Source organism: Sphaerisporangium sp. NPDC049002 (assembly GCF_040649355.1).
Taxonomy (GTDB): domain Bacteria; phylum Actinomycetota; class Actinomycetes; order Streptosporangiales; family Streptosporangiaceae; genus Sphaerisporangium.
Genome location: NZ_JBEZFH010000114.1, coordinates 1 through 22,887, shown reverse-complemented (window position 1 = coordinate 22,887; position 22,887 = coordinate 1). Strand labels below are relative to the sequence as shown.

16 protein-coding genes are annotated in these 22,887 nt (G+C 68.6%); 10 read left to right on the top strand and 6 right to left on the bottom strand.

The window, feature by feature from the left end; genetic code table 11:
* Positions 1-509: 509 nt before the first annotated feature.
* Positions 510-2,558, bottom strand: coding sequence for a beta-galactosidase (locus AB0B89_RS22120; RefSeq protein ID WP_358555814.1), 2,049 nt, complete (start codon positions 2,556-2,558; stop codon positions 510-512).
* A 182-nt stretch (positions 2,559-2,740) separates the two neighbouring features.
* Here AB0B89_RS22120 and AB0B89_RS22115 point away from each other — a divergent pair, with 182 nt between their 5' ends.
* Genes AB0B89_RS22115 through AB0B89_RS22090 form a run of 6 tightly spaced genes read left to right on the top strand, consistent with a single transcriptional unit; the run spans position 2,741 to position 14,186 of the window.
* Positions 2,741-5,026, top strand: a complete 2,286-nt coding sequence (locus tag AB0B89_RS22115) for a TIM-barrel domain-containing protein (RefSeq protein ID WP_358555808.1) — start codon at positions 2,741-2,743, stop codon at positions 5,024-5,026.
* Positions 5,027-5,046: 20 nt separating this feature from the next.
* On the top strand, positions 5,047-6,369 hold the full coding sequence (locus tag AB0B89_RS22110; RefSeq protein ID WP_358555805.1) for an extracellular solute-binding protein: 1,323 nt from the start codon (positions 5,047-5,049) through the stop codon (positions 6,367-6,369).
* Positions 6,369-7,307 (top strand): sugar ABC transporter permease, encoded by a 939-nt coding sequence (locus AB0B89_RS22105; protein ID WP_358555802.1) that lies wholly within the window; start codon positions 6,369-6,371, stop codon positions 7,305-7,307. Before AB0B89_RS22110 ends, AB0B89_RS22105 begins: the two co-directional genes overlap by 1 nt.
* Positions 7,304-8,179 (top strand): carbohydrate ABC transporter permease, encoded by an 876-nt coding sequence (locus tag AB0B89_RS22100; protein WP_358555799.1) that lies wholly within the window; start codon positions 7,304-7,306, stop codon positions 8,177-8,179. The genes AB0B89_RS22105 and AB0B89_RS22100 overlap by 4 nt, the downstream gene beginning before the upstream one ends.
* A gap of 54 nt (positions 8,180-8,233) precedes the next feature.
* The gene (locus AB0B89_RS22095; protein ID WP_358555796.1) at positions 8,234-11,194 is read left to right on the top strand and encodes a glycoside hydrolase family 3 C-terminal domain-containing protein; all 2,961 of its coding nucleotides are present in this window, start codon (positions 8,234-8,236) and stop codon (positions 11,192-11,194) included.
* 55 nt (positions 11,195-11,249) lie between these two features.
* Positions 11,250-14,186 (top strand): beta-galactosidase, encoded by a 2,937-nt coding sequence (locus AB0B89_RS22090; protein ID WP_358555793.1) that lies wholly within the window; start codon positions 11,250-11,252, stop codon positions 14,184-14,186.
* A gap of 60 nt (positions 14,187-14,246) precedes the next feature.
* On the opposite strand, the gene AB0B89_RS22085 is transcribed toward AB0B89_RS22090, so the two are convergent.
* Entirely contained in the window at positions 14,247-14,666 is a 420-nt protein-coding gene (locus AB0B89_RS22085) for a PIN domain nuclease (protein ID WP_358555811.1), read from the bottom strand.
* Positions 14,667-15,094: 428 nt separating this feature from the next.
* The gene (locus AB0B89_RS22080) at positions 15,095-15,526 is read right to left on the bottom strand and encodes an ATP-binding protein (protein ID WP_358555790.1); all 432 of its coding nucleotides are present in this window, start codon (positions 15,524-15,526) and stop codon (positions 15,095-15,097) included.
* Positions 15,527-15,765: 239 nt separating this feature from the next.
* On the opposite strand from AB0B89_RS22080, the gene AB0B89_RS22075 reads away from it, so the two are divergent.
* The 3 genes from AB0B89_RS22075 to AB0B89_RS22065 all read left to right on the top strand — a co-directional run bounded on the left by AB0B89_RS22075 (position 15,766) and on the right by AB0B89_RS22065 (position 17,268).
* Positions 15,766-16,596, top strand: a complete 831-nt coding sequence (locus tag AB0B89_RS22075; protein WP_358555787.1) for a helix-turn-helix transcriptional regulator — start codon at positions 15,766-15,768, stop codon at positions 16,594-16,596.
* On the top strand, positions 16,587-16,787 hold the full coding sequence (locus AB0B89_RS22070; protein WP_358555784.1) for a DUF397 domain-containing protein: 201 nt from the start codon (positions 16,587-16,589) through the stop codon (positions 16,785-16,787). The genes AB0B89_RS22075 and AB0B89_RS22070 overlap by 10 nt, the downstream gene beginning before the upstream one ends.
* 232 nt (positions 16,788-17,019) lie before the next feature.
* Entirely contained in the window at positions 17,020-17,268 is a 249-nt protein-coding gene (locus tag AB0B89_RS22065; RefSeq protein ID WP_358555782.1) for a hypothetical protein, read from the top strand.
* A 195-nt stretch (positions 17,269-17,463) separates the two neighbouring features.
* Here the strand turns inward: AB0B89_RS22065 and AB0B89_RS22060 are convergent, their stop codons facing one another.
* The 3 genes from AB0B89_RS22060 to AB0B89_RS22050 are packed head-to-tail and all read right to left on the bottom strand — an operon-like array spanning position 17,464 to position 21,070.
* Complete coding sequence (locus AB0B89_RS22060) at positions 17,464-18,396, bottom strand: carbohydrate ABC transporter permease (protein ID WP_358555779.1); 933 nt, start codon at positions 18,394-18,396, stop codon at positions 17,464-17,466.
* Positions 18,393-19,379 (bottom strand): ABC transporter permease subunit, encoded by a 987-nt coding sequence (locus tag AB0B89_RS22055; protein WP_358555776.1) that lies wholly within the window; start codon positions 19,377-19,379, stop codon positions 18,393-18,395. The genes AB0B89_RS22060 and AB0B89_RS22055 overlap by 4 nt, the downstream gene beginning before the upstream one ends.
* Positions 19,376-21,070, bottom strand: coding sequence for an extracellular solute-binding protein (locus AB0B89_RS22050; RefSeq protein WP_358555773.1), 1,695 nt, complete (start codon positions 21,068-21,070; stop codon positions 19,376-19,378). The genes AB0B89_RS22055 and AB0B89_RS22050 overlap by 4 nt, the downstream gene beginning before the upstream one ends.
* Positions 21,071-21,401: 331 nt before the next feature.
* Between AB0B89_RS22050 and AB0B89_RS22045 the strand changes: the two genes are divergently transcribed.
* A complete protein-coding gene (locus AB0B89_RS22045; RefSeq protein ID WP_358555770.1) occupies positions 21,402-22,613 on the top strand; it encodes an ROK family transcriptional regulator in 1,212 nt (403 codons plus the stop codon).
* Positions 22,614-22,887: the final 274 nt, after the last annotated feature.

Below are 22,887 nucleotides of genomic sequence, written 5' to 3'. Positions count from 1 at the left end.
AGCGTCGCGAGTCCGAGGTGGGCGGCGGCGGTCCCGAGTGCGAGGCAACTCCCCTCGGCGGCGGACCTCAGGCGCCGCTCCTCGCGGCGGCCCTGGTCGTCCTCACGGGGCCCGTCGTCAGGCCGCGGGGGCCGGGCCGCCTGTGCGTGGGAAGCGGATGACGTTGCGCCCGGCGTACGCCTGCAGGTGGACCACCTTGGACTCACTGGAAGGCCTGGGACCATGTGCCGATCGGATGTCGCGCACCTTGTGCCGTGGCACGTACGCGGGCACCACCGAAAGCCTTTTCATCCGAGCCCCCCGGCGTGATGATTTCGTTACGTGAGATGTCTACAGAGGACGGCGTAAGACCATCGTAAAGATCTTCAGTACGGCAGCGCCCGGCCGGAAGGCGATCGCAGATCGAGACCGAAGGTCCTGCTCGTGCGGCGGCCCCCGCGGGGCCTGGCGATCGTGATGCGTCTCATCGATCTTCTCCCTCCGGGCGTGGGACCGAGTGCCTGAGCAGACTATTGCTCCCGCCGCTTGACGTCTTCTTGTGAAGCGGTTGCACTTCCTCGCGCGCCGCACGCATATCCGGTCATAGCGGGCTGTCCCACGACGTCCCGCGTCCGGACCACGGCGAAACCGCCCGGTGCCAGGCGGAGGGCGCCGTCGGCGGAGGCCCCCGTGACGAGGTCCGTCCCGGTCACCGCGATCTCCTGCTCGGCGGCCGTGTGGTTGAGGGCGAACAGCCAGTTCACCCCGTCACCGCTCCTGCGTACCAGCTCGACCCCCGCGGGGACGGGCTCGGCCGGAACGCCGGCGGCGGCCAGGACGGCGGTGTAGGCGTCGTCGTCGAGCCGGGTGGACACGTAGAACGCCCGGCCCGCGCCGTGACGGTGCCGGGTGATCGCGGGCAGGCCGTCCAGGTCGCCGCCCTCGTACGACGCCAGCGCCGTGGCTCCGCGCAGTTCGACGCGCTCGCTCCAGATGGAGCCGTTGATCGTGGGGGGCCCGTCGTCGCCGTGCGGGCGGATCGTGACGGGCTCGTCCAGGGGGAGGAACTCCTCGACCCGGATGCCGAGGAGGTCGCGCAGCGCTCCGGGATGGCCCCCGAGCCGCACGCGGGCGTGCTCGTCGGCGACGCCGCTGAAGAACGAGACGACCAGCGTGCCGCCCTGCTCGACGTACGCCGTGAGGGCGCGCGCCGTGGCGTCGGAGACCAGGTAGAGGCTCGGGACCAGCACCACGCGGTATGGCGACAGCTCGCCGGACGGGTGGGCGAAGCCGGCCGTGACGCCACCGTGCCACAGCACCCGGTGGGCCTGGTGGAGCGCGTCCAGGTAACGCGCCTCCTGCGAGGGGAGGCCCGGCGCCTCCAGCGCCCACCAGGACTCCGGGTCCCACAGGATGGCCACGTCGGCGAGGACGCCGCCCTCGACCTCGGCGAGGCGGGGGAGGAGGCGGCCGAGGTCGCGGATCTCGCGGAAGATCCGGCTGTCGGGCCCCGCGTGCGGCACCATCCCGCCGTGCCAGAGCTCCGACCCGCCCCGCGAGGCCCGCCACTGGAAGAACATCGCCCCCTGGGACCCCCGGGCGACGTGCTGGACGGTGTGCAGGGCGATCTCGCCGGGCCGTTTGGCCCGCATGCGCGTCCCCGTGTAGACGATGCCGGCCGCCTGCTCCATGAGCAGCCACGGCCGCCCGCCCGCCCACGCGCGCGCCAGGTCGGCGGCGAACGCGGTCTGCTCCGCCGCGCGCTCGCGGTCGTCCGGGTAGTGGTCGATCGCGACGAGGTCGACCTCGCCCGCCCACTCCCAGTTGTTCACCGGCACCCAGCTCCCGAACACGAAGTTCGTGGTCACGGGCACGTCCGGGGTCAGCTCGCGCAGCACGGCCTTCTGGGCGCGGTAGTGGTCGAGCGTCGCGTCCGACAGGAAGCGGCGGAAGTCGAGCGACTGCGCGGGGTTCGGGAGGTACTGGGTGGCGCGTGGCGGCGCGATCTCGTCCCAGTCGGCGTAGGACTGGCTCCAGAACGCGGTGGTCCAGGCGTCGTTGAGGGCGTCGAGCGAGCCGTGCCGGGCGCGCAGCCAGTCGCGGAACGCCGCCGCCACGTGGTCGCAGTGGCACCACGTGCCGTACTCGTTGTGCACGTGCCACATGGCCAGCGCCGGATGGTCGCGGTAGCGCTCGGCGAGCGCGCGGGCGACGCGCACCGACGCCTCCCGGTACGGCGGAGCGCACACGCAGTAGGTGTCGCGGCTGCCGTGGGTCAGCCGGGTGCCGCCGGCCGTCACGGGCAGCGCGTCGTGATGGGCCAGGCCGAACCACGGCGGGGGAGAGGCCGTGGGGGTGGCGAGGTTCACCTTGATCCCGCCCGCGGCGAGCAGGTCGAGCACGCGGTCGAGCCATCCGAAGGTGAAGCGGCCGGGGGAGGGCTCCAGCGAGGACCAGGAGAACACGCCCACGGTGACGAGCGTGACCCCGGCCTCGCGCATGAGCGCGACGTCCTCGTGCCACACCTCCTCGGGCCACTGCTCGGGGTTGTAGTCACCCCCGTAGCAGAGCCCGTCCATCCCCTTCGGCCACTTCACGCCGCGTTCCCGCCCGTCGTCCCCGTCGGCTGGAGTTCGTACGGTGAGCAAACTAAATACACGATGCGGCCATGTCAACAGGGTGCCGGTGGCGTTGACGTTTGTTCGTATAGTCGGCAAACTAATTCGCGAGTCCTTTCCTCGTGTCGTACAGGAGCGCAGCAATGCCGTACCGTCCCCCTCTGATCGCGCACGAGTACTTCAGCGCGGATCCGCCGGAGCTCCCGGTGCGCGCGATGGGAGAGCAGGGCCTCTCGGCGCTCACCCGGGCCGAGCTGACGGCCGCGGACGGGCGGGGCGCGACCTTCAAGGCCTCGACCTCGGCCGAGGAGGTGCTGGTCGTCCAGGTGGCGGTCGCGGGCGAGGGCGTGATCCGCGTCAGGCTGGGCGAGGACACGGAGGCTCGCACCCGCTCCGCGCGGGTGATCGAGATGGTGCACCCCGGCGAGTTCGCGGGCGCGCGGGTGGAGACCGGCGACGCGGGGGTCGTCGTGGACGCGGGCGCCGTACGGGCGGAGATCACCCTCGATCCGTGGCACCTGCGCTTCACCGACGCGGAGGGCCGCCTGCTCACCGAGCAGGACCCGGGACATGTGGACATCAGCGGACGGCTGCGCACGCTGCCGTTCGGGCGTTCCCTGGCCGACGGCGTGACCGTGGCGTACCAGGAGAGCCTGACCGCCCGGCCCGACGAGCACTTCGGCGGGTTCGGCGAGAAGTTCACTCCGCTCGACAAGCGCGGGCAGCGTCCGCTGATGTGGAACTTCGACGCGTTCGGCGCTGAGTCCGATCGTTCGTATAAGAACGTTCCGTTCTATGTGTCCAGCCGGGGATACGGTCTCCTGGTGGACAGCGGCATGCCGGTGGAGTTCGACGTCTGCCGCTCGACGCACAGCTGCGTCGAGATCGTCGTGCCGGACGACCTGATCGACTACTACGTGATCGGCGGGCCGGGCGTCCCCGAGATCCTGGCGCGCTACGACCTGCTCACGGGCGCACCGGCGCTGCCGCCCAAGTGGGCCTTCGGGAGCTGGATCTCCTCGGGCTTCTTCAAGGACACCCAGGAGCGGGTGCTGGAGCGGGCCAGGAAGATCCGCGAGCGGGGCATCCCCTGCGACGTCCTGCACCTCGACTGCTACTGGCAGGTCAAGGGACACTGGTCCGACCTCAGGTGGGACCCGGAGAGCTTCCCCGACCCCGAGGGGATGCTGGCCACGCTCAAGGAGCAGGGCTTCGAGACCTGCCTGTGGATGAACCCGTACATCTCCCACCTCAGCCCGGTTTTCGCCGAGGCCTCCGCGAACGGATACTTCCTGAAGAATCAGGATGGTGAGGTCTACGTCGCGGACTCCTGGCACGGCTCGTACCCCGCCTGCGGCATCGTCGACCTCACCAGCCCGGCGGCCGTGGAGTGGTTCAAGGGCCTGCTGCGCCCGCTGCTCCGGCAGGGCGTCTCGGTCTTCAAGACCGACTTCGCCGAGGGCGTCCCCGTCGGCTCGGTGGCGTCGAACGGCATGACCGGCACCGAGTTGCACAACGTCTACGCGCTGCTGTTCAACGACGTGGTCTCCGAGGTGACCCGCGAGGTCAACGGGCACGGCATGGTCTGGGCCCGCTCGTCGTTCCTCGGCGGACAGCGCCACGCGGCCCAGTGGGGCGGCGACACCTACACCTCCTTCCCCGCGATGGGCAGCACGATCAGGGGCGGCCTGTCGCACGGCCTGTCCGGCATCCCGTTCTGGAGCCACGACGCGGGCGGCTTCACCGGCACCCCGGCCGACGACCTGTACGTCCGGTGGGCGCAGTTCGGCGTGCTGTCGCCGCTGGTCCGCTTCCACGGCACCACCAGCCGCGAGCCGTGGGAGTTCCCCGAGGTCGAGCACCTCGCCGTCGAGGCGATCAGGCTCCGCTACCGGCTCATGCCGTACATCTACTCGGCGGCGGTCGAGGCCGCGCGGACCGGCTCACCCATGATGCGCGCCCTGTGCGTGGACTTCCCGGACGACCCGGTGGCCTGGCAGGCCGACCTTGAGTACCTGTTCGGGCAGGACCTGCTCGTGGCCCCGATGACCTCGCCCGAGGGCACCCGGCAGGTCTACCTGCCCGCCGGGGAGTGGGTCGACTACTGGACCCACGAGGTCCACACCGGCGGACGCTACATCCCGGTCACCAAGCCGCTCGGCCAGATCCCCCTGTTCGTCCGGCACGGCGCGCTGATCCCTGTGACCGAGGTGCGCGACTCGGTGGGCGGCGGGCCGTTCGCCGAGGTCACCGTCGTCAGCTACGGCGACGGCGGGCGTACCACCATCAGGGACGTCGACGGTGACACGACGGTCACCGCCACCAGGGAGGGCGACGCGCTCCGCGTCCGCGTCTCCGGTCCCAAGCAGATCACCAACGTCGAAATCGCTCCCGTCGCCGGCGCCCCTGCCACGGTCGCCGCCGACTAGCAACCCCCTGGAGAAACACCATGTCCAAAATAGGACCACAAATAAGGATCGTCGCCGCGCTCGCCGCGGCGGCGGTGACCCTCGCCGCCTGCGGCTCCTCAGGTTCCACGGACACGAGCGGCGGGGGCGGCTCCGGCGAGGCGAAGACCCTGACCCTCTGGCACTACGAGGGGGCGACCAGCGCGATGGGCGTCGCCTGGGCCGACGCCATCAAGCAGTTCGAGGCGAGCCACCCGGGCGTCAAGGTGAAGTTCGAGGAGAAGGGCTTCGAGCAGATCCAGAAGACGGCCGGCATGGTCCTCGGGTCCGACCAGGCCCCGGACCTCATGGAGTACAACAAGGGCAACGCCACCGCGGGCCTGCTGTCGAAGCAGGGGCTGCTCACCGACCTGAGCGAGCAGGCCGCCAAGCGCGGCTGGGACAAGCTCCTCAGCCCGAGCCTGCAGACCACGGCCCGCTACGACGACCGGGGCGTCATGGGCTCAGGCAAGTGGTTCGGCATCCCGAACTACGCCGAGTACGTCATGGTCTACTACAACAAGGACGCCTTCGAGAAGCAGGGCATCGCGGTGCCCACGACCTTCGACGAGTTCACCGCGGCGATGGACACGTTCGTCAAGGCCGGCGTCACGCCCCTCGCCGTCGGCGGCGCCGAGTACCCCGCCCAGCAGATCCTGTACCAGCTCGCGCTCAGCAAGGCGCAGCGCCCCTTTGTGGACGCCTTCCAGCTCTACAAGGGCAAGGTCGACTTCCACGGCCCCGAGCTGACCTACGCCGCCACCACCTTCGCCGACTGGGTGAAGAAGGGCTACATCAGCAAGGACTCGGCCGGGATCAAGGCCGAGGACATGGGCACCTCGTTCATCTCCGGCAAGTTCCCGATCATGGTCTCGGGAAGCTGGTGGTACGGCCGCATGAGCTCCGACATCAAGGACTTCAAGTGGGGCACGTTCCTGTGGCCGGGCAACCAGATGAGCGCCGGCTCCAGCGGCAACCTGTGGGTCGTGCCGGAGAAGTCCAAGAACAAGGACCTGGCCTATGACTTCATCGACCTGACGATGAAGAAGGACATCCAGAACAAGCTCGGCAACGCGGGCGGCGTCCCGGTCGCGGCGGACCCCTCGGCCATCACCGACGAGAAGAACAAGGAACTGATCGAGAACTTCAACAAGCTCTCGGCCCAGGACGGCCTGGCCTTCTACCCCGACTGGCCCGCGCCCGGCTACTACGACACCCTGGTCGCCGGCGTCCAGGAGCTGATCAACGGCAGCAAGGCCCCGGACAAGGTCCTGGACGAGATCGCGCAGCCGTACAACGACAACCTCGCCGACATCGGCAACTGATGGCGGTCCACGCTCCGGAGCGCCCGGCGACGGCGCGGGCGCCCGAGCCGGTCCGGCGCCGCCGCGGGGGTGCCGGGTACTGGGTCTACCTGGTGCCCAGCGCTGTGCTCTTCCTCGCGGTCGTCATCGTGCCGTTCCTGATGAACGTCGGGGCGAGCTTCACCCGGTGGAGCGGCGTCGGCACCCCCCGATGGACCGGGCTCGACAACTACCGGCGCCTGTTCGCCGACGAGACCTTCTGGGCCTCGTTCCAGCACAACGTCGCGCTGATCGTCGCGATGGCGATCCTGCCCACCATGTTCGGGCTGGTGCTCGCCGCGGCCCTGTTCGACTACATCGGCAGGAGGTTCGGGGCCCGTGCCGCCAGTGCGCTGCGGGCCGCGTACTACCTGCCGCAGGTGCTGCCGGTGGCGGTCGCCGGGGTCGTGTGGGGCTGGATGCTGCACCCGTCCTACGGCGCGCTCAACGAGGTGCTGAAGGCCGTCGGCCTCGGCTCTCTGGCGCGGAACTGGCTGGGCGACCCCGACCTCGCCCTGGCCTCCGTCATGGCGATCATGGTCTGGTTCCAGCTCGGCTACCCGGTCGTCATCTTCATGGCGGGGCTGCAGCGGGTCGACCCCGCGCTGTACGAGGCGGCGGAGATCGACGGCGCGTCATGGTGGCGGCGGTTCTGGCACATCACGATCCCGCAGATCAGACCGGAGATCTACGTCGTGCTGCTGACCTGCACCATCGCCGCGCTCAAGGTCTTCGGCCCGATCTTCGTGCTGACCCGGGGCGGCCCTGGCAAGGCCACGATGGTGCCGTCGTACTTCAGCTACCAGAACTTCTTCGAGAAGGCCAACGTCGGCTACGGCTCGGCCATCGCCACCGTGCTCGCGATCATCATCGTGATCGTGACCTTCCTCTTCCTGCGGGTCCAGGAGCGCAAGCCATGACCTCCCTCTCAGTGCGACGCGCGAGCGCCGTACGGCCCGTCCACACGCGCGGCGCCGGTCCCGGCGGATGGGCGATCCTCACCGCGCTCGCCGTGCTGGCCGTGGTGATGCTCCTGCCCTTCGTCGTCGTCACGCTCAACGCCGTCAAGACCCCGGCGGAGTACTCCTCCAACGGGCCGCTGAGCCTGCCGCACGGCATCTACCTCGACGGCATCGTCGACTTCTGGAACCGCGTCGACTTCGGCCGCAAGCTGCTCAACAGCACGCTGATCAGCGCGGCCGTCGCGGTGCTCGCCGTGGTCTTGTCGGTGCTCAACGCCTACGCCCTCGGCATCGGCCGCGTGCGGGGCCGGCTGTGGATCCTCGTGCTGTTCCTCGTGGCCAACACGCTTCCGCAGGAGGCGCTGGCCTACCCGCTCTACTACCTGTCCAAGGAGGTGGGCCTGTACGACAGCCGGCTCGCGGTGATCCTCATCTTCACCGTCGTCCAGAGCGCCTTCGGGACGTACCTGCTGTCGGCCGTCCTCGGCGAGTTCCCGAGGGAGATCATGGAGGCGGCGGCCATGGACGGGGCCGGCAGGTGGAGGGTGCTCTGGCGGATCGTCGTGCCGATCAGCCGCCCCACGCTGAGCGTCCTGATGATCTTCTTCTTCATCTGGACCTGGAACGAGTTCTTCCTGCCGCTGATCTTCCTCATCTCCAACGACAACCAGACCGTGCCGGTGGCGCTCGGGGTGCTCCAGGGCGACAAGATGATGGACGCCACCATGTCCAGCGCTTCGGCACTGCTCGGCATCGTGCCGGCGGTCGCGTTCTTCCTGATCTTCCAGCGGACGCTGACCCGCGGCATCACGGTGGGCGCCATCAAGTAGGCGCGCCCGCACCCCCCTCGAAAACCCGCGTCAACCACCTGACCTGGAGGCGCTATGTCCCTGCGACGACCCTTATGGACGGCGGCCGTCCTCGGCCTGCTGATGACCCTGCTCGTGGCACCCGCCAGGGCGGCCGAGGACCTCCCCTTCCGAGATCCGTCCCTCCCGCTGAACACGCGGATCGACGACCTGCTCGGAAGGCTCACGCTCGACGAGAAGATCTCCCTGCTCCACCAGTCGCAGGTCGCGATCCCGCGCCTCGGCATCAAGTACCACAAGAACGGCACCGAGGCCCTGCACGGCGTGGCCTGGTCGAACGACGACAACAACAACTGGGCACAGACGTTCGCGAGCGGGACGGTCTTCCCGCAGGCCGTCGGCCTCGCCAGCACCTGGGACCCCGAGCTGATCAAGAAGGTCGGCTCGGCCACCGGTGACGAGGTACGCGGCTACAACGCCATCGACCCGGTCGTGTGGGGCACCCAGGTCTGGGCGCCGGTGGCCAACCTCCTGCGCGACCCGCGATGGGGGCGCAACGAGGAGGGCTACTCCGAGGACCCGCTGCTGACCGGCGCGATGTCCACCGCGTACGGCAAGGGCCTGGAAGGCGACGACCCCGTCTACCTGAAGACGGCCCCCGTCATCAAGCACTACCTGGCCAACAACAACGAGTACCAGCGCAGCAGCACCTCCTCCAACCTTCCGCCGAGGGTCAGGCACGAGTACGACGAGGCGGCGTTCAGGCCGGCCATCTCCGCCGACGCGGTCACCGGCGTGATGGGCTCGTACAATTTGGTCAACGGGCGGCCCAACACGGTGAACCCCGACCTCGGCGGCCTGGTGCGGAGCTGGACGTCCAAGGACCTCTACAACGTCAGCGACGCGTGGGCGCCGCACGGCATCACCCAGCTCAACCACTACTACGACACCGAGACCGAGGGGTTCGCGGCCACGCTCAAGGCGGGCATCGACAGTTTCACCGTCGACGACAACAATCCCGCCACCATGACCGCCCTGATCAAGGACGGGCTGAGTACGGGCCTGCTGGCGGAGCCGGACATCGACAAGGCGGTACGGCGCGCGCTGTCCATCCGCTTCCGGCTCGGCCAGTTCGACCCGGACGGCGGCCCCTACGCCAAGATCACCAAGAGCGTCATCAACAGCGCCGCCAACCAGAAGCTCAACCGCGAGACCGCGGCCAAGGCCATGGTGCTGCTGAAGAACTCCGCGAGGACCCTCCCACTCGACCCCGCCAGGACCAAGAAGGTCGCCGTCGTCGGCCCGCTGCACAACATCCTGCTCAGCGACTGGTACGGCGGCAAGATGCCGTACAAGGTCACCCCGCTCGACGGGATCAAGGAACGCCTCGGCGCAGGCGCGACGGTGACCGGCACCGACGCCCTCGACCGCGTCGCCTTCAAGGACGTGGCCACCGGCAGGTACATCACCGTGAACGACACCGCGAGCCCCGTCGTGGCGTCCGGCACCGCCCCGACCGCGGCCTCGGAGTTCGACGTCACCGACTGGACCGACGGCGTCTCCACCCTGCGCAACGTCGCGACCGGCAAGCTGCTGACCGGCAACTGGGGCACCTTCCTCGCCAACTCCGACCTGCCCGGCGGCTGGTTCGTGCAGCAGCAGTTCAAGCTGGAGAGGCAGGCCGACGGCACCTACCTCATCGCCTACGTCGGATACGAGATCAACGAGGGCTGGTGGTCGACCCCCGACCCCTACGTCACCATCGGCGCCGACGGCACGCTGGAGATGGGATCAAAGGCCCAGGCCGCGCGCTTCTCCAAGGAGGTCGTCTCCAGCGGCGCCGCCGCCGCGGCGGCCCAGGCCAAGGGCGCCGACGCGGCGGTCGTCGTGGTCGGCAGCGACCCGTTCGTCGCCGGCCGAGAGAACCACGACAGGACCGGCCTCGCCCTCGGCCAGAGCCAGCAGGACCTCATCGCGGCCGTCACCAAGGCCAACCCGAACACCGTGGTCGTCCTGGAGGACAGCTACCCGACCACCATGGAGAAGGTTCAGGACAAGGTCGGTTCGCTGCTGTGGACCACCCACGCGGGCGCCGAGACCGGGCACGCGCTCACCGACGTGCTGTTCGGTGACGTCAACCCCGCCGGGCGGCTCACCCAGACCTGGTACAAGTCGGAGGCCGGCCTGCCCGACATCCTGAACTACGACATCACCAAGACCGGCCACACGTACCTGTACTACAAGGGCTCGCCGCTCTACTCCTTCGGCCACGGGCTCAGCTACACGACATTCGCCTACCAGGGGCTGAAGCTGAACTCGGACACGGTGAGGCCCGACGGCGGCGTCCAGGCGTCGGTCAAAGTCACCAACACCGGCAGGTCGGCGGGTGACGAGGTGGTCCAGCTCTACACCCACCAGCGTTCCTCGCGGGTGGCGCAGCCGGTCAAGCAGCTGCGGGCGTTCCAGCGGGTTCACCTCCAGCCGGGGCAGACCAAGACCGTGACGCTCACCTTCAAGGCCGCGGACCTGGCCCTGTGGGACGTCACCCGTGACAAGTGGACCGTCGAGAAGTCCGAGCACGACATCATGGTGGGCGGTTCCTCCACCGCCATCCGCCAGCGCACGACGCTGAGCGTGAAGGGCGAGAAGATCCCGGCCCGGGACCTTTCCAAGGTGACGCGGGCCGCCGACTTCGACGACTACGCGGGCGTTCAGCTCGTGGACGAGTCGAAGGCGTCCGGCGACGCCGTCGGCAGGATCGGCACGGGTGACTGGATCTCCTTCAAGGACGCCGACCTCGGCAAGGGGGCGACCGGCTTCACCGCAGGCGTGGCGGCCACGGCGGCGGGGAAGATCGAGGTCCGCCTCGACTCGCCCACCGGCAGGCTGCTCGGCACCGCCCAGGTGCCGGCCACCGGCGGCGTCTACGCCTACACCACGGCCACCACCACGCTGGCGAAGGCCGGCGGCGTCCACGACGTCTACCTCGTCTTCACCGGCGACCTCCGTATCAGGGACTTCGCCCTGACCAAGTAGGCGACCGTTCCGAAGGCCGCCACGCCACCGTCCGAAGCAACGGAGGTCCATCAGCATGAACGGCCGTTCCCGAACTTCGAAACCTTCCCGGCTTCTTGCCATCCTGCTCGCCGCCGCCGCCCTGGCCGTGGCGTTCTCCGTTCCCACCCAACCGGCCACCGCCACCACGGTCGCGAAGATGCACCAGGTGACGTACGACAGGTACTCACTGATGGTCGACGGGCAGCGGATCCTGCTGCAGTCGGCGGAGTTCCACTACTGGCGGCTGCCCAGCCCCGACCTGTGGCGGGACGTGCTGGAGAAGTTCAAGGCCGCGGGCTTCAACGCGGTCTCCACCTACTTCGACTGGGCGTACCACTCGCCGAAGCCCGGTGTGTACGACTTCACCGGCGTGCGCGACGTGGACAGGTTCCTGCGGACCGCCGAGCAGGTCGGGCTGTACGTCATCGCCCGGCCCGGCCCGTACATCAACGCCGAGACCACCGGCGGCGGGTTCCCCGGATGGCTGAAGAGGGTGCCGGGCCGCGCCCGTTCGAGCGCGCCCGGGTACACGCAGGCGTACCAGGACTGGCTCGGCCACATCGACCGGCTCATCGCACCACACCAGCTCACCCGCGGCGGGTCGGTGATCCTCTACAACGCCGAGAACGAGTACGCGGTCAACACCGACGCGCAGTACATGGAGGACATCCAGGCCAAGGCACGCGCCGACGGCATCGAGGTGCCGATCACGACCAACGACTGCTGCGACGCCGGGAGCTGGAGCTCGACGTGGGCCTCCGGCAAGGGAGCGGTGCAGATCCCCGGCGTGGACGACTACCCGCAGTCCTTCGAGTGCCAGGACGCCGGCACCACCTGGGGGCCGTGGGGCGAGGGGATCACCGAGGAACTCCGCGACGACGCCCCGGTGTTCGCCGCCGAGTACCAGGCAGGGGCCATCGACCTGAACGACGCGGGCTACGACGCATGCCGCGACCTCACCGGCCCGGCCTACATGAAGTACTTCTACAAGTCGAACCTCATCGCGAGCGGCGCGACCATGTTCAGCTACTACATGGGGTACGGCGGCACGTCCTGGGGCTGGCTGCCGCAGCCCAACGACGTCTACACCTCCTACGACTACGGTGCGGCGATCACCGAGACCCGGCGGCTCACGGCCAAGTACGACGAGTTCAAGCGCCAGGGCTACTTCCTCGGCGCGGTCGGCCCTCTCACCAAGACCGGCACCGCCACCGCCCCGGCCTCCTCCAACCCCGCCGTCCAGGCACAGGCGCGTGCCAACCCCGACACGAGCACGCAGTTCGTGCTCGTGCGCCACACCGACCGCGCGTCGGCGACCAGCGAATCGGCCACCCTGGACTGGGCCGCCCCCGACGGCCGCTACACAGTGCCGGTGCGCGTCGACGGACGTGACGCCAAGGTGCTGCTCGCCGGGTACGACATGGGAGGCCAGCGCCTCGCCGTGTCCAGCTCCGAACTGATGACCCACCTGGCCGTCGATGGAAGGGACATCGCCCTGCTGTACGGGCGCGAAGGCGAGCCGGGCACCATCGTGCTGCGTTACCCCTCCGCTCCAGCGGTGAAGGTCCTCGAAGGCGCGGTGACCTCCTCGTACTCCTCCGGCGACCTCGAACTGGACTACACCCACTCCGGGCTGGCCCGGGTGCTGATCACCGGGGGAGGGCGGCGCCCGCTGCTGCTCCTGCTCGGCACCGACGCCACCGCCGCGTCCTTCTGGCGCGCCGACACGGGCGACGGGCCGGTGCTGGTGCGCGGCACCTCGCTCGTCCGTTCCGCCTCCGTGCGGGGGAACACCGTCGACCTGCGCGCCGACACGGGCAAGGCGGGCGACATCGAGGTGTTCGGCCCGGCGCGGAAGCTCGCCGTCAACGGCGAGCCGGTCCAGGTCCGTACGACGGCCGGCGGCTCGCTGCTCGGCTCGCTCCCCGGCCCCTCCGCCGTGAAGCCGCCCGCGCTGACCGGATGGCGTACGCGCGCGGAGGCGCCCGAGGCCAGGCCGGGCTTCGACGACTCCGGCTGGGTCGCCGCCGACCACACCACCACGACCATCCCGTACGAGCCTCCCACCGACCAGTCGGGGGCCGCTCCCGTCCTGTTCGCCGAGGAGTACGGCTTCGACCACGGCAACGTCTGGTACCGGGGACACTTCACCGCAACGGGCACCGAGACCGCCGTGTCGACGAGCGCGATCACCGGCAAGCGGGGCATCTATCTCGCCTGGCTGAACGGTCACTACCTCGGATCGGCCGCCGGCGGCACCGAGGCCGACGCCGACACGCACACCCCACGTCCGGGCCCGGGGGAGTTCGCGATCCCGTCCGGGCTGCTCAAGCCGGGAGAGAGGGCCGTGCTGTCCGTCCTGGTGGAGAACATGGGGAACAACGACGACTGGACCGCCGACGACAACCGGTTCAAGCAGCCGCGCGGCCTGTTCGGCGCCTCGATCACCGGCTCGGCCGCGCCCATCGCGTGGAAGATCCAGGGCGCCCGTGGCGGCGAGAACCTCGCCGATCCGGCTCGCGGGCCGCTCAACACCGGTGGCCTGTACGGCGAGCGCTCCGGCTGGCACCTGCCCGGATACCCGGACGGCTCGTGGCGGAAGGCGGCCGGGGCTGTCGCTCCCGGGGTCACCTGGCTCCGCACGACCTTCCGCCTGGATCTCCCGAAAGGCCAGGACACCTCGGTGGCGCTGCGCTTCGGCGCTCCCGGCGGCACCGGGGACCTTCCTCACGGCTATCGCGTGCTGGTGTTCCTGAACGGCTGGAACGTCGGCCAGTTCTCCGGTGACATCGGGCCGCAGCGCGACTTCTACCTCCAGGAAGGACTCTTGCGCCACCACGGCGCCAACACCCTCGCCCTCGCCGTCATCTCCACCACCGACGCCACCCTGCCCCCCACCACCCTGATCCCCACAGCCCCCCAACGCGGCGGCACCACGGTCGCCACCGTCCCCGCCCCCGGCTACCGCTGAATCTCCACAAAGCAGGAAAGGCCGGACCTTTTCGGGCCCGGCCCTTCCTACGTTCGACTTCTAGCTCAACGACCCTGGAGGGGCCAGCCACTCCACGGGTTGACCTGTGATCCTAGCGATGCTTTCGAAGTCGCGGTCGTAGTGCAGAACGATCAGGTTGTTGAGGTCGGCAGTCGCGGCTACGAGAAGATCGACAGGGCTACCACACCGGTGCAGCCCTTGCTTGGTCAGCAACTCCTGGATCTCGGCCGCTCGCTGAAAGACGCGGTCTGGCATCGGGATCCAGCAATAGTCGTCCTGCAGTTCACTGAGAACCGAACACCTGTCGCCGAAGGACCGAGCGCTAAGCAGCAGTTCCAGCTCGGTGATCGGGCACAGGCCGACCCTGCCTCTGTGGAGTGTCTGCTGCCACTTCGCCCGAAGGCTCGTACGCCGCGCCAGGCGAGCAAGCGCACTGGTGTCGATCAGGTACCGGGGCATGGCCACCTCGGTAGTTCCTTTTGTCCATTAGCCAGTCCAGGTCCAGGGCGCCGGAATTGGCCAGCTCGACAAACCGATCGAATGCCTCGGAGCGGCGCCGCCAGTCTGCTGTCGTCTCCAGCAGGATGGTGTTGACCGCCTCTTCCTCGCTTGACGTGTCGTACATCGCCATGGCCGCAGCCAGGGCCGCATCGTCCACATCGATCGATATCTTCGCCATCCTGCACCTCCGGGGCTCGGGGCTTCGGTTGGAGTCTACCCGGGCGGTGCGTGCCCATCCGGTGACATTCCGTAGTAATCATCATGTCAACTTAGAGTAATAGGATGACCACTTATCGCATCGGGGTTTCGCGAAATTCGGCGTCGGCAGGCTCCTTGCTGTGGCTTTCGTGGTGCGCGACCGAGTGCGGTAAGCGCATGGCAGAGCGTCACGTCTCGGAAGTCAGGGTGCACCAGACGATTTTGCCGCCGGTGGTGGGCCATCTGTAGCCCCAGGTCGTGGCGAGGGCGTCGACGAGGCAGAGGCCTCGGCCGCCTTCTTCGTCGGGTTCGGGGGACTTCAGGGCGGGTGCGGTGACACTGGGGTCCCAGACCTCGAGTACGACGTTCGCGTCCTGGAGGTAGAGGTCGATCCAGACGATCTCGGCTCTTCTTTGGGCAGGCTCGTTGTGGGCGCCGATGTCCTGGGTGGCGCGGATCGCGTTCGTGACCAGTTCGGAGGCGACCAACTCCGCCGTGTCGGCGAGTTCGTGTATGCCCCAATTCGAGAGCACGGCTCTGACATGTCGCCGTGCCTGGGACGCCGCGTTGGGGTGCGCCAGGAGTTCCAGATACTGCTGTCGCCTTCTCGTGCCGGTCATGGACTTCCCTCGCTCGTGCCGAGCACGAATGCTCGTTCTGCTCAATCAGGTGATCACCATGGGCGAGGTAAGGCTTTGAGATGAGTTGCGCTTTCCCGGATGCGCCCACGTAGTCGTGATTTCTTGCCCCAAGCCTGAAGGCAGCGCATTACGCTTGGTAGTGAATCGACTACGGAATGACTTCAGAGTTGTTCTGAGGTCAATGAGTCAGATCTGGCCAGGTGTCGCGAGGGGACCTCATGACCAAAATGATCGACATCGATCCCGAGGAGTCGCCACGGGCTCGGTTCGCGTACGAGCTTCGCCGGCACCGGCTGGCGGCGGAGCTCACCCAGAAGCAGTTAGGCCGCAGGATCGGCTTCTCCACCAGCGCGGTGGCCATGGTCGAGACGTCCAAGTTCCGGCCGTCCGAGCGGTTCGCCGAGTTGTGCGACGAGATCTTCGGCCTCGACGGTGTCATGACCCGCCTCTACGCGGAAGTCTGGCCGCCCCCACCCCCCGTCCCCGCCCACTTCCGCGACTGGGCGATCGAGGAGCAACGAGCCACCGCGCTCCGGTTCTGGGCGCCTTTGCTGGTCCCGGGCATGCTGCAGACGGAGGCCTTCGCTCGGCGGATCTTCGAGCGCCAGCCCGGGCTCAGCGCCGAGCAGATAGAGGAACGGGTCGCGGGGCGGATGCAGCGCAGGGCCCTCCTCTCGCGCACCAACCCGCCGGCGATCATGTGCCTGCTCGACGAAGGAGTCCTGCACCGTCCGATCGGCGGACCCGAGGTCATGCGCGAGCAGTTGGAGCATCTCCTCGAAATGGCACTGCATCCGAGGGTGACCATCCAGATCGTGCCATATAGCGCGGAAGCCCTTTCGGGGCTGATCGGCTCCTATGCCATTGCCGAAATGCGGGGCAACGCGTATACGGTTCGAGTGGAGTGCCAACCCCGAGGGCGGACGATAACCGACAGAAGCACGATCACGGAAATAATCGATCGCTACGACGCCGTCCGGGCGGACGCCTACCCGCAACACCTGTCCTGCAAGATCATCGAGGAAGCGGTGAAGCAACGATGGACCTGAGCGGTGCGCTCTGGCGCAAGTCGACCTGGTCGGGCGGAGATGGTGGCGAATGTGTAGAGGTGGCCACCAACCTGCCCGGCAAGGTCGCCGTACGTGACTCCAAGAACCCCCATGGCCCTGCGCTGATCATGACCCCCGGTGAGTGGAGCGCGTTCATCGGTGGCGTCAAGCTAGGCCGGTTCGGCCACTGACGCCTGTATCCAGCGGAAGCCCTCAGTCCTGCGAGTGGGCGACTGAGGGCTTCCGGCTTTCCTCGCCCGGCTCACCGGGGCCCGGCTGCTCACCGTTGACGAGGCCGTTGGACGCCTGCGGCCGGAGACTCTCCTTAAAACCTCTGTTTCCGGATCGCCAACTGTGCGGGCGGAGAGTCCTCTCGGTGCCTTTCGTGGGTAGCTCGGTAGAAAGCTGCGTGAAGGGAAGATCATGGCGAGATGTGAAGTATGCGGCAACGACTACGACATGACCTTTGAGATCCACACCAAGGGTGGAGTGCACACCTACGACAGCTTCGAGTGCGCGATCCAGGGCATGGCGCCGTCGTGCGAGCACTGCGGGTGCCGGATCGTCGGCCACGGCGTCGAGGCGAACGGCCACTGGTACTGCTGCGCCCACTGCGCCAGGGAGAAGGGCGTCTCCGAGCTCGTCGACCGTGTGGGAGCGGCCATGCGCTGACGGTCGGCTCAACCGTGCCGGATGGGTCAGGCGCGGAGCCGGCGCATGTCCGGCGTAGTTCACCGGGGCTTGCCATGGGGGGCATGCTGCGGACATTGTTAGGGGTGCCGGTCCCGGCGGGTGAGGTCAGGTCACCCGCCGGGCCGGTCCCGGCCGTCCTCGGCACACGTGCGTCCGGTTCCCGGACGAGGCGGCTCAGCCCTTGATGGCGCCGATGATCACGCCCTTGGTGAAGTGGCGCTGGACGAACGGGTAGATCACGAGCGCGGGCACGACGGCGATGACCACGATGGCCATCTTGACGGCCAGGGTCGGTGGGACGGCGTGGCCGTAGCCGGCGACCCCCGCGGTGCCCGCGGGGAGCGCCGCCGAGTTCACCACGTACTCGCGCAGGACCAGCGCCAGCGGCCACTTGGTGGAGTCGTCGATGTACAACATGGCGTTGAACCAGGCGTTCCAGTAGCCGACCGCGTAGAACAGCGCGATCACCGCCGTCACCGCCTTGGACAGCGGCAGCACGATCCGCCACAGGATGCGGAACTCGCCCGCGCCGTCGATGCGTGCGCTGTCGAGCAGCTCGCGCGGGATGCTCATGAAGAACGCCCGCAGCACCACGATGTTGAAGGCCGACACCGCGGAGGGCAGGATCAGCGACAGGTAGGCGTCCTTGAGCCCGAGCGAGCTGACCAGCAGGTAGGTGGGGATCAGGCCGGGGAAGAACACGAACATCAGCAGCACGCTGAACAGCAGGGGCCTGTGCAGGAACGAGCCCGGCCGTGACAGCGAGTACGCGCCGAGGATGCTCACCGCGAGGCTGAAGGCGGTGCCGGCCAGGGTCACCCCGGTGCTCACCATGATGGCCCGGCTCACCACCGTGTCGGAGAAGATCTGCAGGTAGGCGTCGAACGAGATGCCCTGGGGCACCAGTACGAGCCCGCCGGCCTCGGTGACGGTCTTCGACGTCGACAGGCTGGTCAGCAAGATGGTGTAGAGCGGGAAGAGCACCAGCAGCAGGATGACCGCGACGGTGCCGCCCTTGCCCAGCCGCCCGGCGAGCGACCCGGGCTCCTCCCAAGGCGCCTGCCTGGGCTTCGGGCGCACCGGGCGCTGGGGCGTGATCGTACTCATGATTTCGACCACACCCCTCGCTCACCCAGCGCGTGCGCCACCCGGTTGGCGGACAGGATCAGGATCAGGCCCACCACTCCCTTGAACAGGCCGGCCGCCGCGCCGTACCCCAGGTCTCCCGTCCGCAGTCCCGAGTAGTAGGCGAAGGTGTCGAACACCTCGGACGCCTGGCTGCCGACCGCGCTGCGCTGAAGCATGAACTGCTCGAAGCCGACGTTCAGGGCGTCTCCGAGGCGCAGGATCAGCAGGAGCACGATCACCGGCCGCAGCCCCGGCAGGGTGATGTGCCACATCCGCCGCCACCGCGTGGCCCCGTCGACCGCGGCGGCCTCGTAGAGGTTCGGGTCGATGGTGCTCAGGGCCGCGAGAAAGATGATCGAGCCCCACCCCGCGTCCTTCCACACCGTCTGTGAGGTGACGAGCAGGATGAAGGTATCGGAGTTGGTCATCAGGTCGACGCCCTGGTGGCCGTGTTCACGAAGGGTCTGCGCGAGCAGGCCGGCCCCGCCGATCATCTGCTGGAAGATGGCGATGACCAGCACCCAGGAGAAGAAGTGCGGCAGGTAGACCACGCCTTGGACGAAGGCGCGGAGCCTCGGCGACATGATGCTGTTGAGCAGCAGCGCGAGCGCGACCGGCACCGGGAAGTAGAAGACCAGCTGGAACGCGGTGATGATCAGGGTGTTGACCATCGCGCGGATGAACTGCGGATCGCCCAACAGCAGCTGGAAGTTGGTGAACCCGATGAGCGGGCTGCCCAGGATGCCCCCGCTGAACGGGTTGTAGTCCTGGAGCGCGATCACGTTGCCCAGGGTCGGCACCCACCAGAAGGCCGTGACGAGCAGGAGCATGGGCATGCCCATCACCAGCAGCGGCCAGTCGCGCCGCAGCCTCGCACGCCGGGTCACGTCCTTCGGGCGGCGACCGGCCGGTTCGGCCCGGGTCTGGCCGGGCCGAACTTCGGGTTCGGTCGTCACGCTCACAGCCGGCCGTTGTCCTTGGCCGTCTTCATGTAGAACTCCCGGGCCTCGTCGCCGCCCTGCTCCTGCCAGTCCTTCACGATCCGCTTCCACTCGGACAGCGGGCGCTTCCCGCGGAAGATCTCGTGCATCTTGTCCTCTGTCGGGGTGACCAGCCCGGCCATCTTGGACGGCACCTCGACGCGAATGCCGACGAACGGGTCGTTCTCCAGGAAGGTGGACGCCTTGGTCTGCCATCCATGCATGGCCTGGACGTAGCCGGGGTACTGCGATTCCGCGGTGAAGCCCGGCCGCCCGGACAGGAACATGTAGGTGGGCTGGGCCTCCTTCTCTCCCAGCGCGGTCCGCAGCATCTGGCCGTCCTTGACGGTGTAGTGCTTGCCCTCGACCCCGTTGAAGACCAGATCACCCTCGATCGTGCCGAACGGTGCCGAGCACCAGTTGGCGACACCGAGGATCTCGCGCATCCGGTCGTCGGGCAGGCCCTTCTTGACGAAGCAGAACATGCCGGCCGGCTCGTTGCGCCACACGATCGTCTTGCCACCCGCATGCGCGGGGAACGGGTCCACCCCGGCGATCTGAAGTCTCGGGTTGTCCGGGAGGTAGGTGCCGTACAGCTCATGCCAGGCGCCCGGTCCGTCCGGATAGATCACGACCTGGCCCGAGCCGAAGGGCTCCTTGGGGTTGGCGTCCTTGTTGGCCACGATGTCAGGGTGGATCAGGCCGGCCGCGAAGAGCTTGGTCATGAACTCGATGTGCTGTTCGAACTCGGGGGTCTCGTACTTGTAGATCAGGGTGCCGTCGGACTGCTTGCGCCACTCACGCGGTGAGCCGAACGCCCGCTGGATCTCCTGGGAGCCCAGCACCGTGCCGAAGCCGAGCGCCCAGCGCTTCTTCTTCGGGTCGGTGAGCGTCTTGCCCATGGTGAGCAGGTCGTCGGCACTGGCCGGCAGAGGCAGCCCCAACTCGTCGAGGATGTCCTTGCGCGCGAGGGTGAGGAATGGATAGGGGGAGTTCTGCCAGGGGATGCCCTGCAGCACGCCGCCGTACACGCCGTACTCCCAGGCGGCGGTGTCGTAGGCGGCGAGAAGCGGGTACGCCTTGGCCTTGTCGCCGGCCAGGTAGGGGGACAGGTCGGCGAAGAGCTTGTTGGCGGCCTCGGTGAAGTGCGCGATCTTGACGGCCTCCCAGCCGGGAACGCAGATCATGTCGGGCACGTCGCCGCTGGTCAGCACGGCGTTGAGCTTGTCGGCATACGTCATGCCATCTTGGATGCTGAACCGGACGACTCCGCCGAGTCGCTGGTTGACGGCGTCGTAGTACGAGTTGTGACCAAGGCCCGGCGGCACCTTGCCCCACAGGGGGGTCATCGCGGTGATCTCCTTGCCGCTGGTGATCGGCCTCTCGGTGACCGCCTGCGCGAAGCTCGCCGGGCGGGACAGGAATCCGGGGTCGACGAACTCGGCGCCCGGGAGGTCCGGGGTGACGCCGGGCACGTTGAACGGAACGCGGTTCGGCACCAAGGCTTTCAGCTTGTCGGCGGCGACCGCGGTGCCCTTCGGCAACTCCTTCTTGGCGGCGCATCCGGTGATGCCACCGGCTGCGGCCACCAGGGCTCCGGCGCCCACCAGGCCGAGGAACCCGCGGCGGTTGGGAGGGGTGCCGGCGGTCACGCCGCCGGAAGGAGCCGTCACGGCGCGCTCCGGTGGTGGGGACGGGCAGCAGAGGTCAGGTCGGCTGCGAGGGGTGTCACGGCAGGTTCCCTTCGTTTCGTTCGTATCAGCGGGCGCCGGTTGTCAAGGGTGTTGGCAGAGGGAGCTCCGAGGTAGAGTTAGTTCGTCTTACGACCAAACAAATTAGCCGAGGGTGACCTACGCCACAAGGGAGGGCCACAGGCGTTCCCCCGGGTGGCGGTCACAGATTGATGACGCGGCGCGACGAGGGAGCACAGGGGCGAGGTATGACCACCTGCTCGACGATGCGGCATGATGAGCCCACCGGGGCTCAGCGGGAACGGGGCTGATTTTGATCAATACGCACACCGGCCCTCAACCGGCGGACTTCGCCGACGTCAGGGCCGCCAACCTCGCGGTCGTGCTGCGGTTCGTACGGGAGAACGCGCCCTGTTCCCGGGCGGACATCGCGGCGTCCACCGGGCTCAACAAGGCGACCGTGTCGAGCCTGGTCGCCGACCTCGTCGACCGGCGACTGCTTCGCGAGACCGGCCTCACCGAGAACCGCGTGGGCCGTCCCGCGACCATGCTGGTCCTCGACGGCTCGCCGTACGCCGCGATCGGCATCGAGGTGAACGTCGACTACCTGACCGCCGTGGCCGTCGACCTCTCGGGCACCGAGCTGCTGTCGTGGCGGCGCTCCTTCGCGGGCGCGACGGCGACGCCCAACCAGGCCGTCGCCGCCGTGGCCGCGCTCGCCCGGCGGGTGCTCAACCGCATGGGCAAGGAGGCCCGCCAGGTGCTCGGCCTCACCGTCGCGGTGCCCGGCCTGGTCGACGTGAGCGGCTCGGTGCGCATCGCCCCGAACCTCGGCTGGCGCGACGTCGACCTGTCCGGTGACCTGGCCAAGGCGCTGCGCGATCCGGGCTTCCCCGTCCTGGTCGACAACGACGCCAACCTCGCCGTGCTCGCCGAGCACCGCTTCGGCCCGCACGGGGGAGCCGACGACCTCGTCTACCTCACCGGCGAGATCGGGGTGGGCGCGGGCGTCATCATGGACGGGCGGCTCCGCCGGGGCGGTCAGGGGTTCGCCGGGGAGATCGGCCACATCCAGATCGACCCTTCGGGTCCCGAATGCCGCTGTGGCCGCCGGGGCTGCCTGGAGGCCGTCGCGGGCCTCGGCGCCGTGCTCCAGCACACCGCGCCGGACGCGACGCCCGCCGAGCTGGAGCCCGAGATCGACGAGGTCGCACGGCTGGCGCGGGGCGAGGACGCCGGGGTCCTCGACGCGCTCGCCACCGTCGGCGCCAACCTGGGCAGGGGCGTGGCGATCATCGCGAACGTGCTCAACCCCGAGGTCGTCATCCTCGGCGGGTACTACGTCGCGCTCGCGCCCTGGGTGCTGCCCGCCGCGCGGGAGGAGCTCGCGCGCCGCAGCTTCGCGCCGGACTCCGGGGGCACGCGCCTGGTCGTCTCCACCCTGGGCTACGGGGCGGCGGCCCTGGGCGCGGCGGCCCGCCTCCTGGACTCGATCGACTCCGGCCGGCTCCCCGCGCAAACCTGACCCGCGCAAACTGACCCGCGCAAACTGACCCGCGCAGGCGGTGGAACCGAGCCCTTGACCCGGGGGCGACAAACCGGCACTCTTCAGGAGAACCCCGATTTAACACCGCTGAAATCTTCGTATACCCCGTCGAAGCGCTTCGACAGACCTCCGCACGTCAACGGCGTCGAAGCGCGTCGACCCCCACAGAACGTTAGGGAACGAAACGCGTCGATAAACCCCACCGTGAGCGAAGGATGGTACCCCCCAAAGAAACAAACAGTGCCAACCACCC

Excerpts from the sequence above, each read along its gene's own strand:
- AB0B89_RS22120 (WP_358555814.1), bottom strand. The coding sequence starts at position 2,558 with ATGGACGGGCTCTGCTACGGGGGTGACTACAACCCCGAGCAGTGGCCC.
- AB0B89_RS22115 (WP_358555808.1), top strand. The coding sequence starts at position 2,741 with ATGCCGTACCGTCCCCCTCTGATCGCGCACGAGTACTTCAGCGCGGAT.
- AB0B89_RS22110 (WP_358555805.1), top strand. The coding sequence starts at position 5,047 with ATGTCCAAAATAGGACCACAAATAAGGATCGTCGCCGCGCTCGCCGCG.
- AB0B89_RS22105 (WP_358555802.1), top strand. The coding sequence starts at position 6,369 with ATGGCGGTCCACGCTCCGGAGCGCCCGGCGACGGCGCGGGCGCCCGAG.
- AB0B89_RS22100 (WP_358555799.1), top strand. The coding sequence starts at position 7,304 with ATGACCTCCCTCTCAGTGCGACGCGCGAGCGCCGTACGGCCCGTCCAC.
- AB0B89_RS22095 (WP_358555796.1), top strand. The coding sequence starts at position 8,234 with ATGTCCCTGCGACGACCCTTATGGACGGCGGCCGTCCTCGGCCTGCTG.
- AB0B89_RS22090 (WP_358555793.1), top strand. The coding sequence starts at position 11,250 with ATGAACGGCCGTTCCCGAACTTCGAAACCTTCCCGGCTTCTTGCCATC.
- AB0B89_RS22085 (WP_358555811.1), bottom strand. The coding sequence starts at position 14,666 with ATGCCCCGGTACCTGATCGACACCAGTGCGCTTGCTCGCCTGGCGCGG.
- AB0B89_RS22080 (WP_358555790.1), bottom strand. The coding sequence starts at position 15,526 with ATGACCGGCACGAGAAGGCGACAGCAGTATCTGGAACTCCTGGCGCAC.
- AB0B89_RS22075 (WP_358555787.1), top strand. The coding sequence starts at position 15,766 with ATGACCAAAATGATCGACATCGATCCCGAGGAGTCGCCACGGGCTCGG.
- AB0B89_RS22070 (WP_358555784.1), top strand. The coding sequence starts at position 16,587 with ATGGACCTGAGCGGTGCGCTCTGGCGCAAGTCGACCTGGTCGGGCGGA.
- AB0B89_RS22065 (WP_358555782.1), top strand. The coding sequence starts at position 17,020 with ATGGCGAGATGTGAAGTATGCGGCAACGACTACGACATGACCTTTGAG.
- AB0B89_RS22060 (WP_358555779.1), bottom strand. The coding sequence starts at position 18,396 with ATGAGTACGATCACGCCCCAGCGCCCGGTGCGCCCGAAGCCCAGGCAG.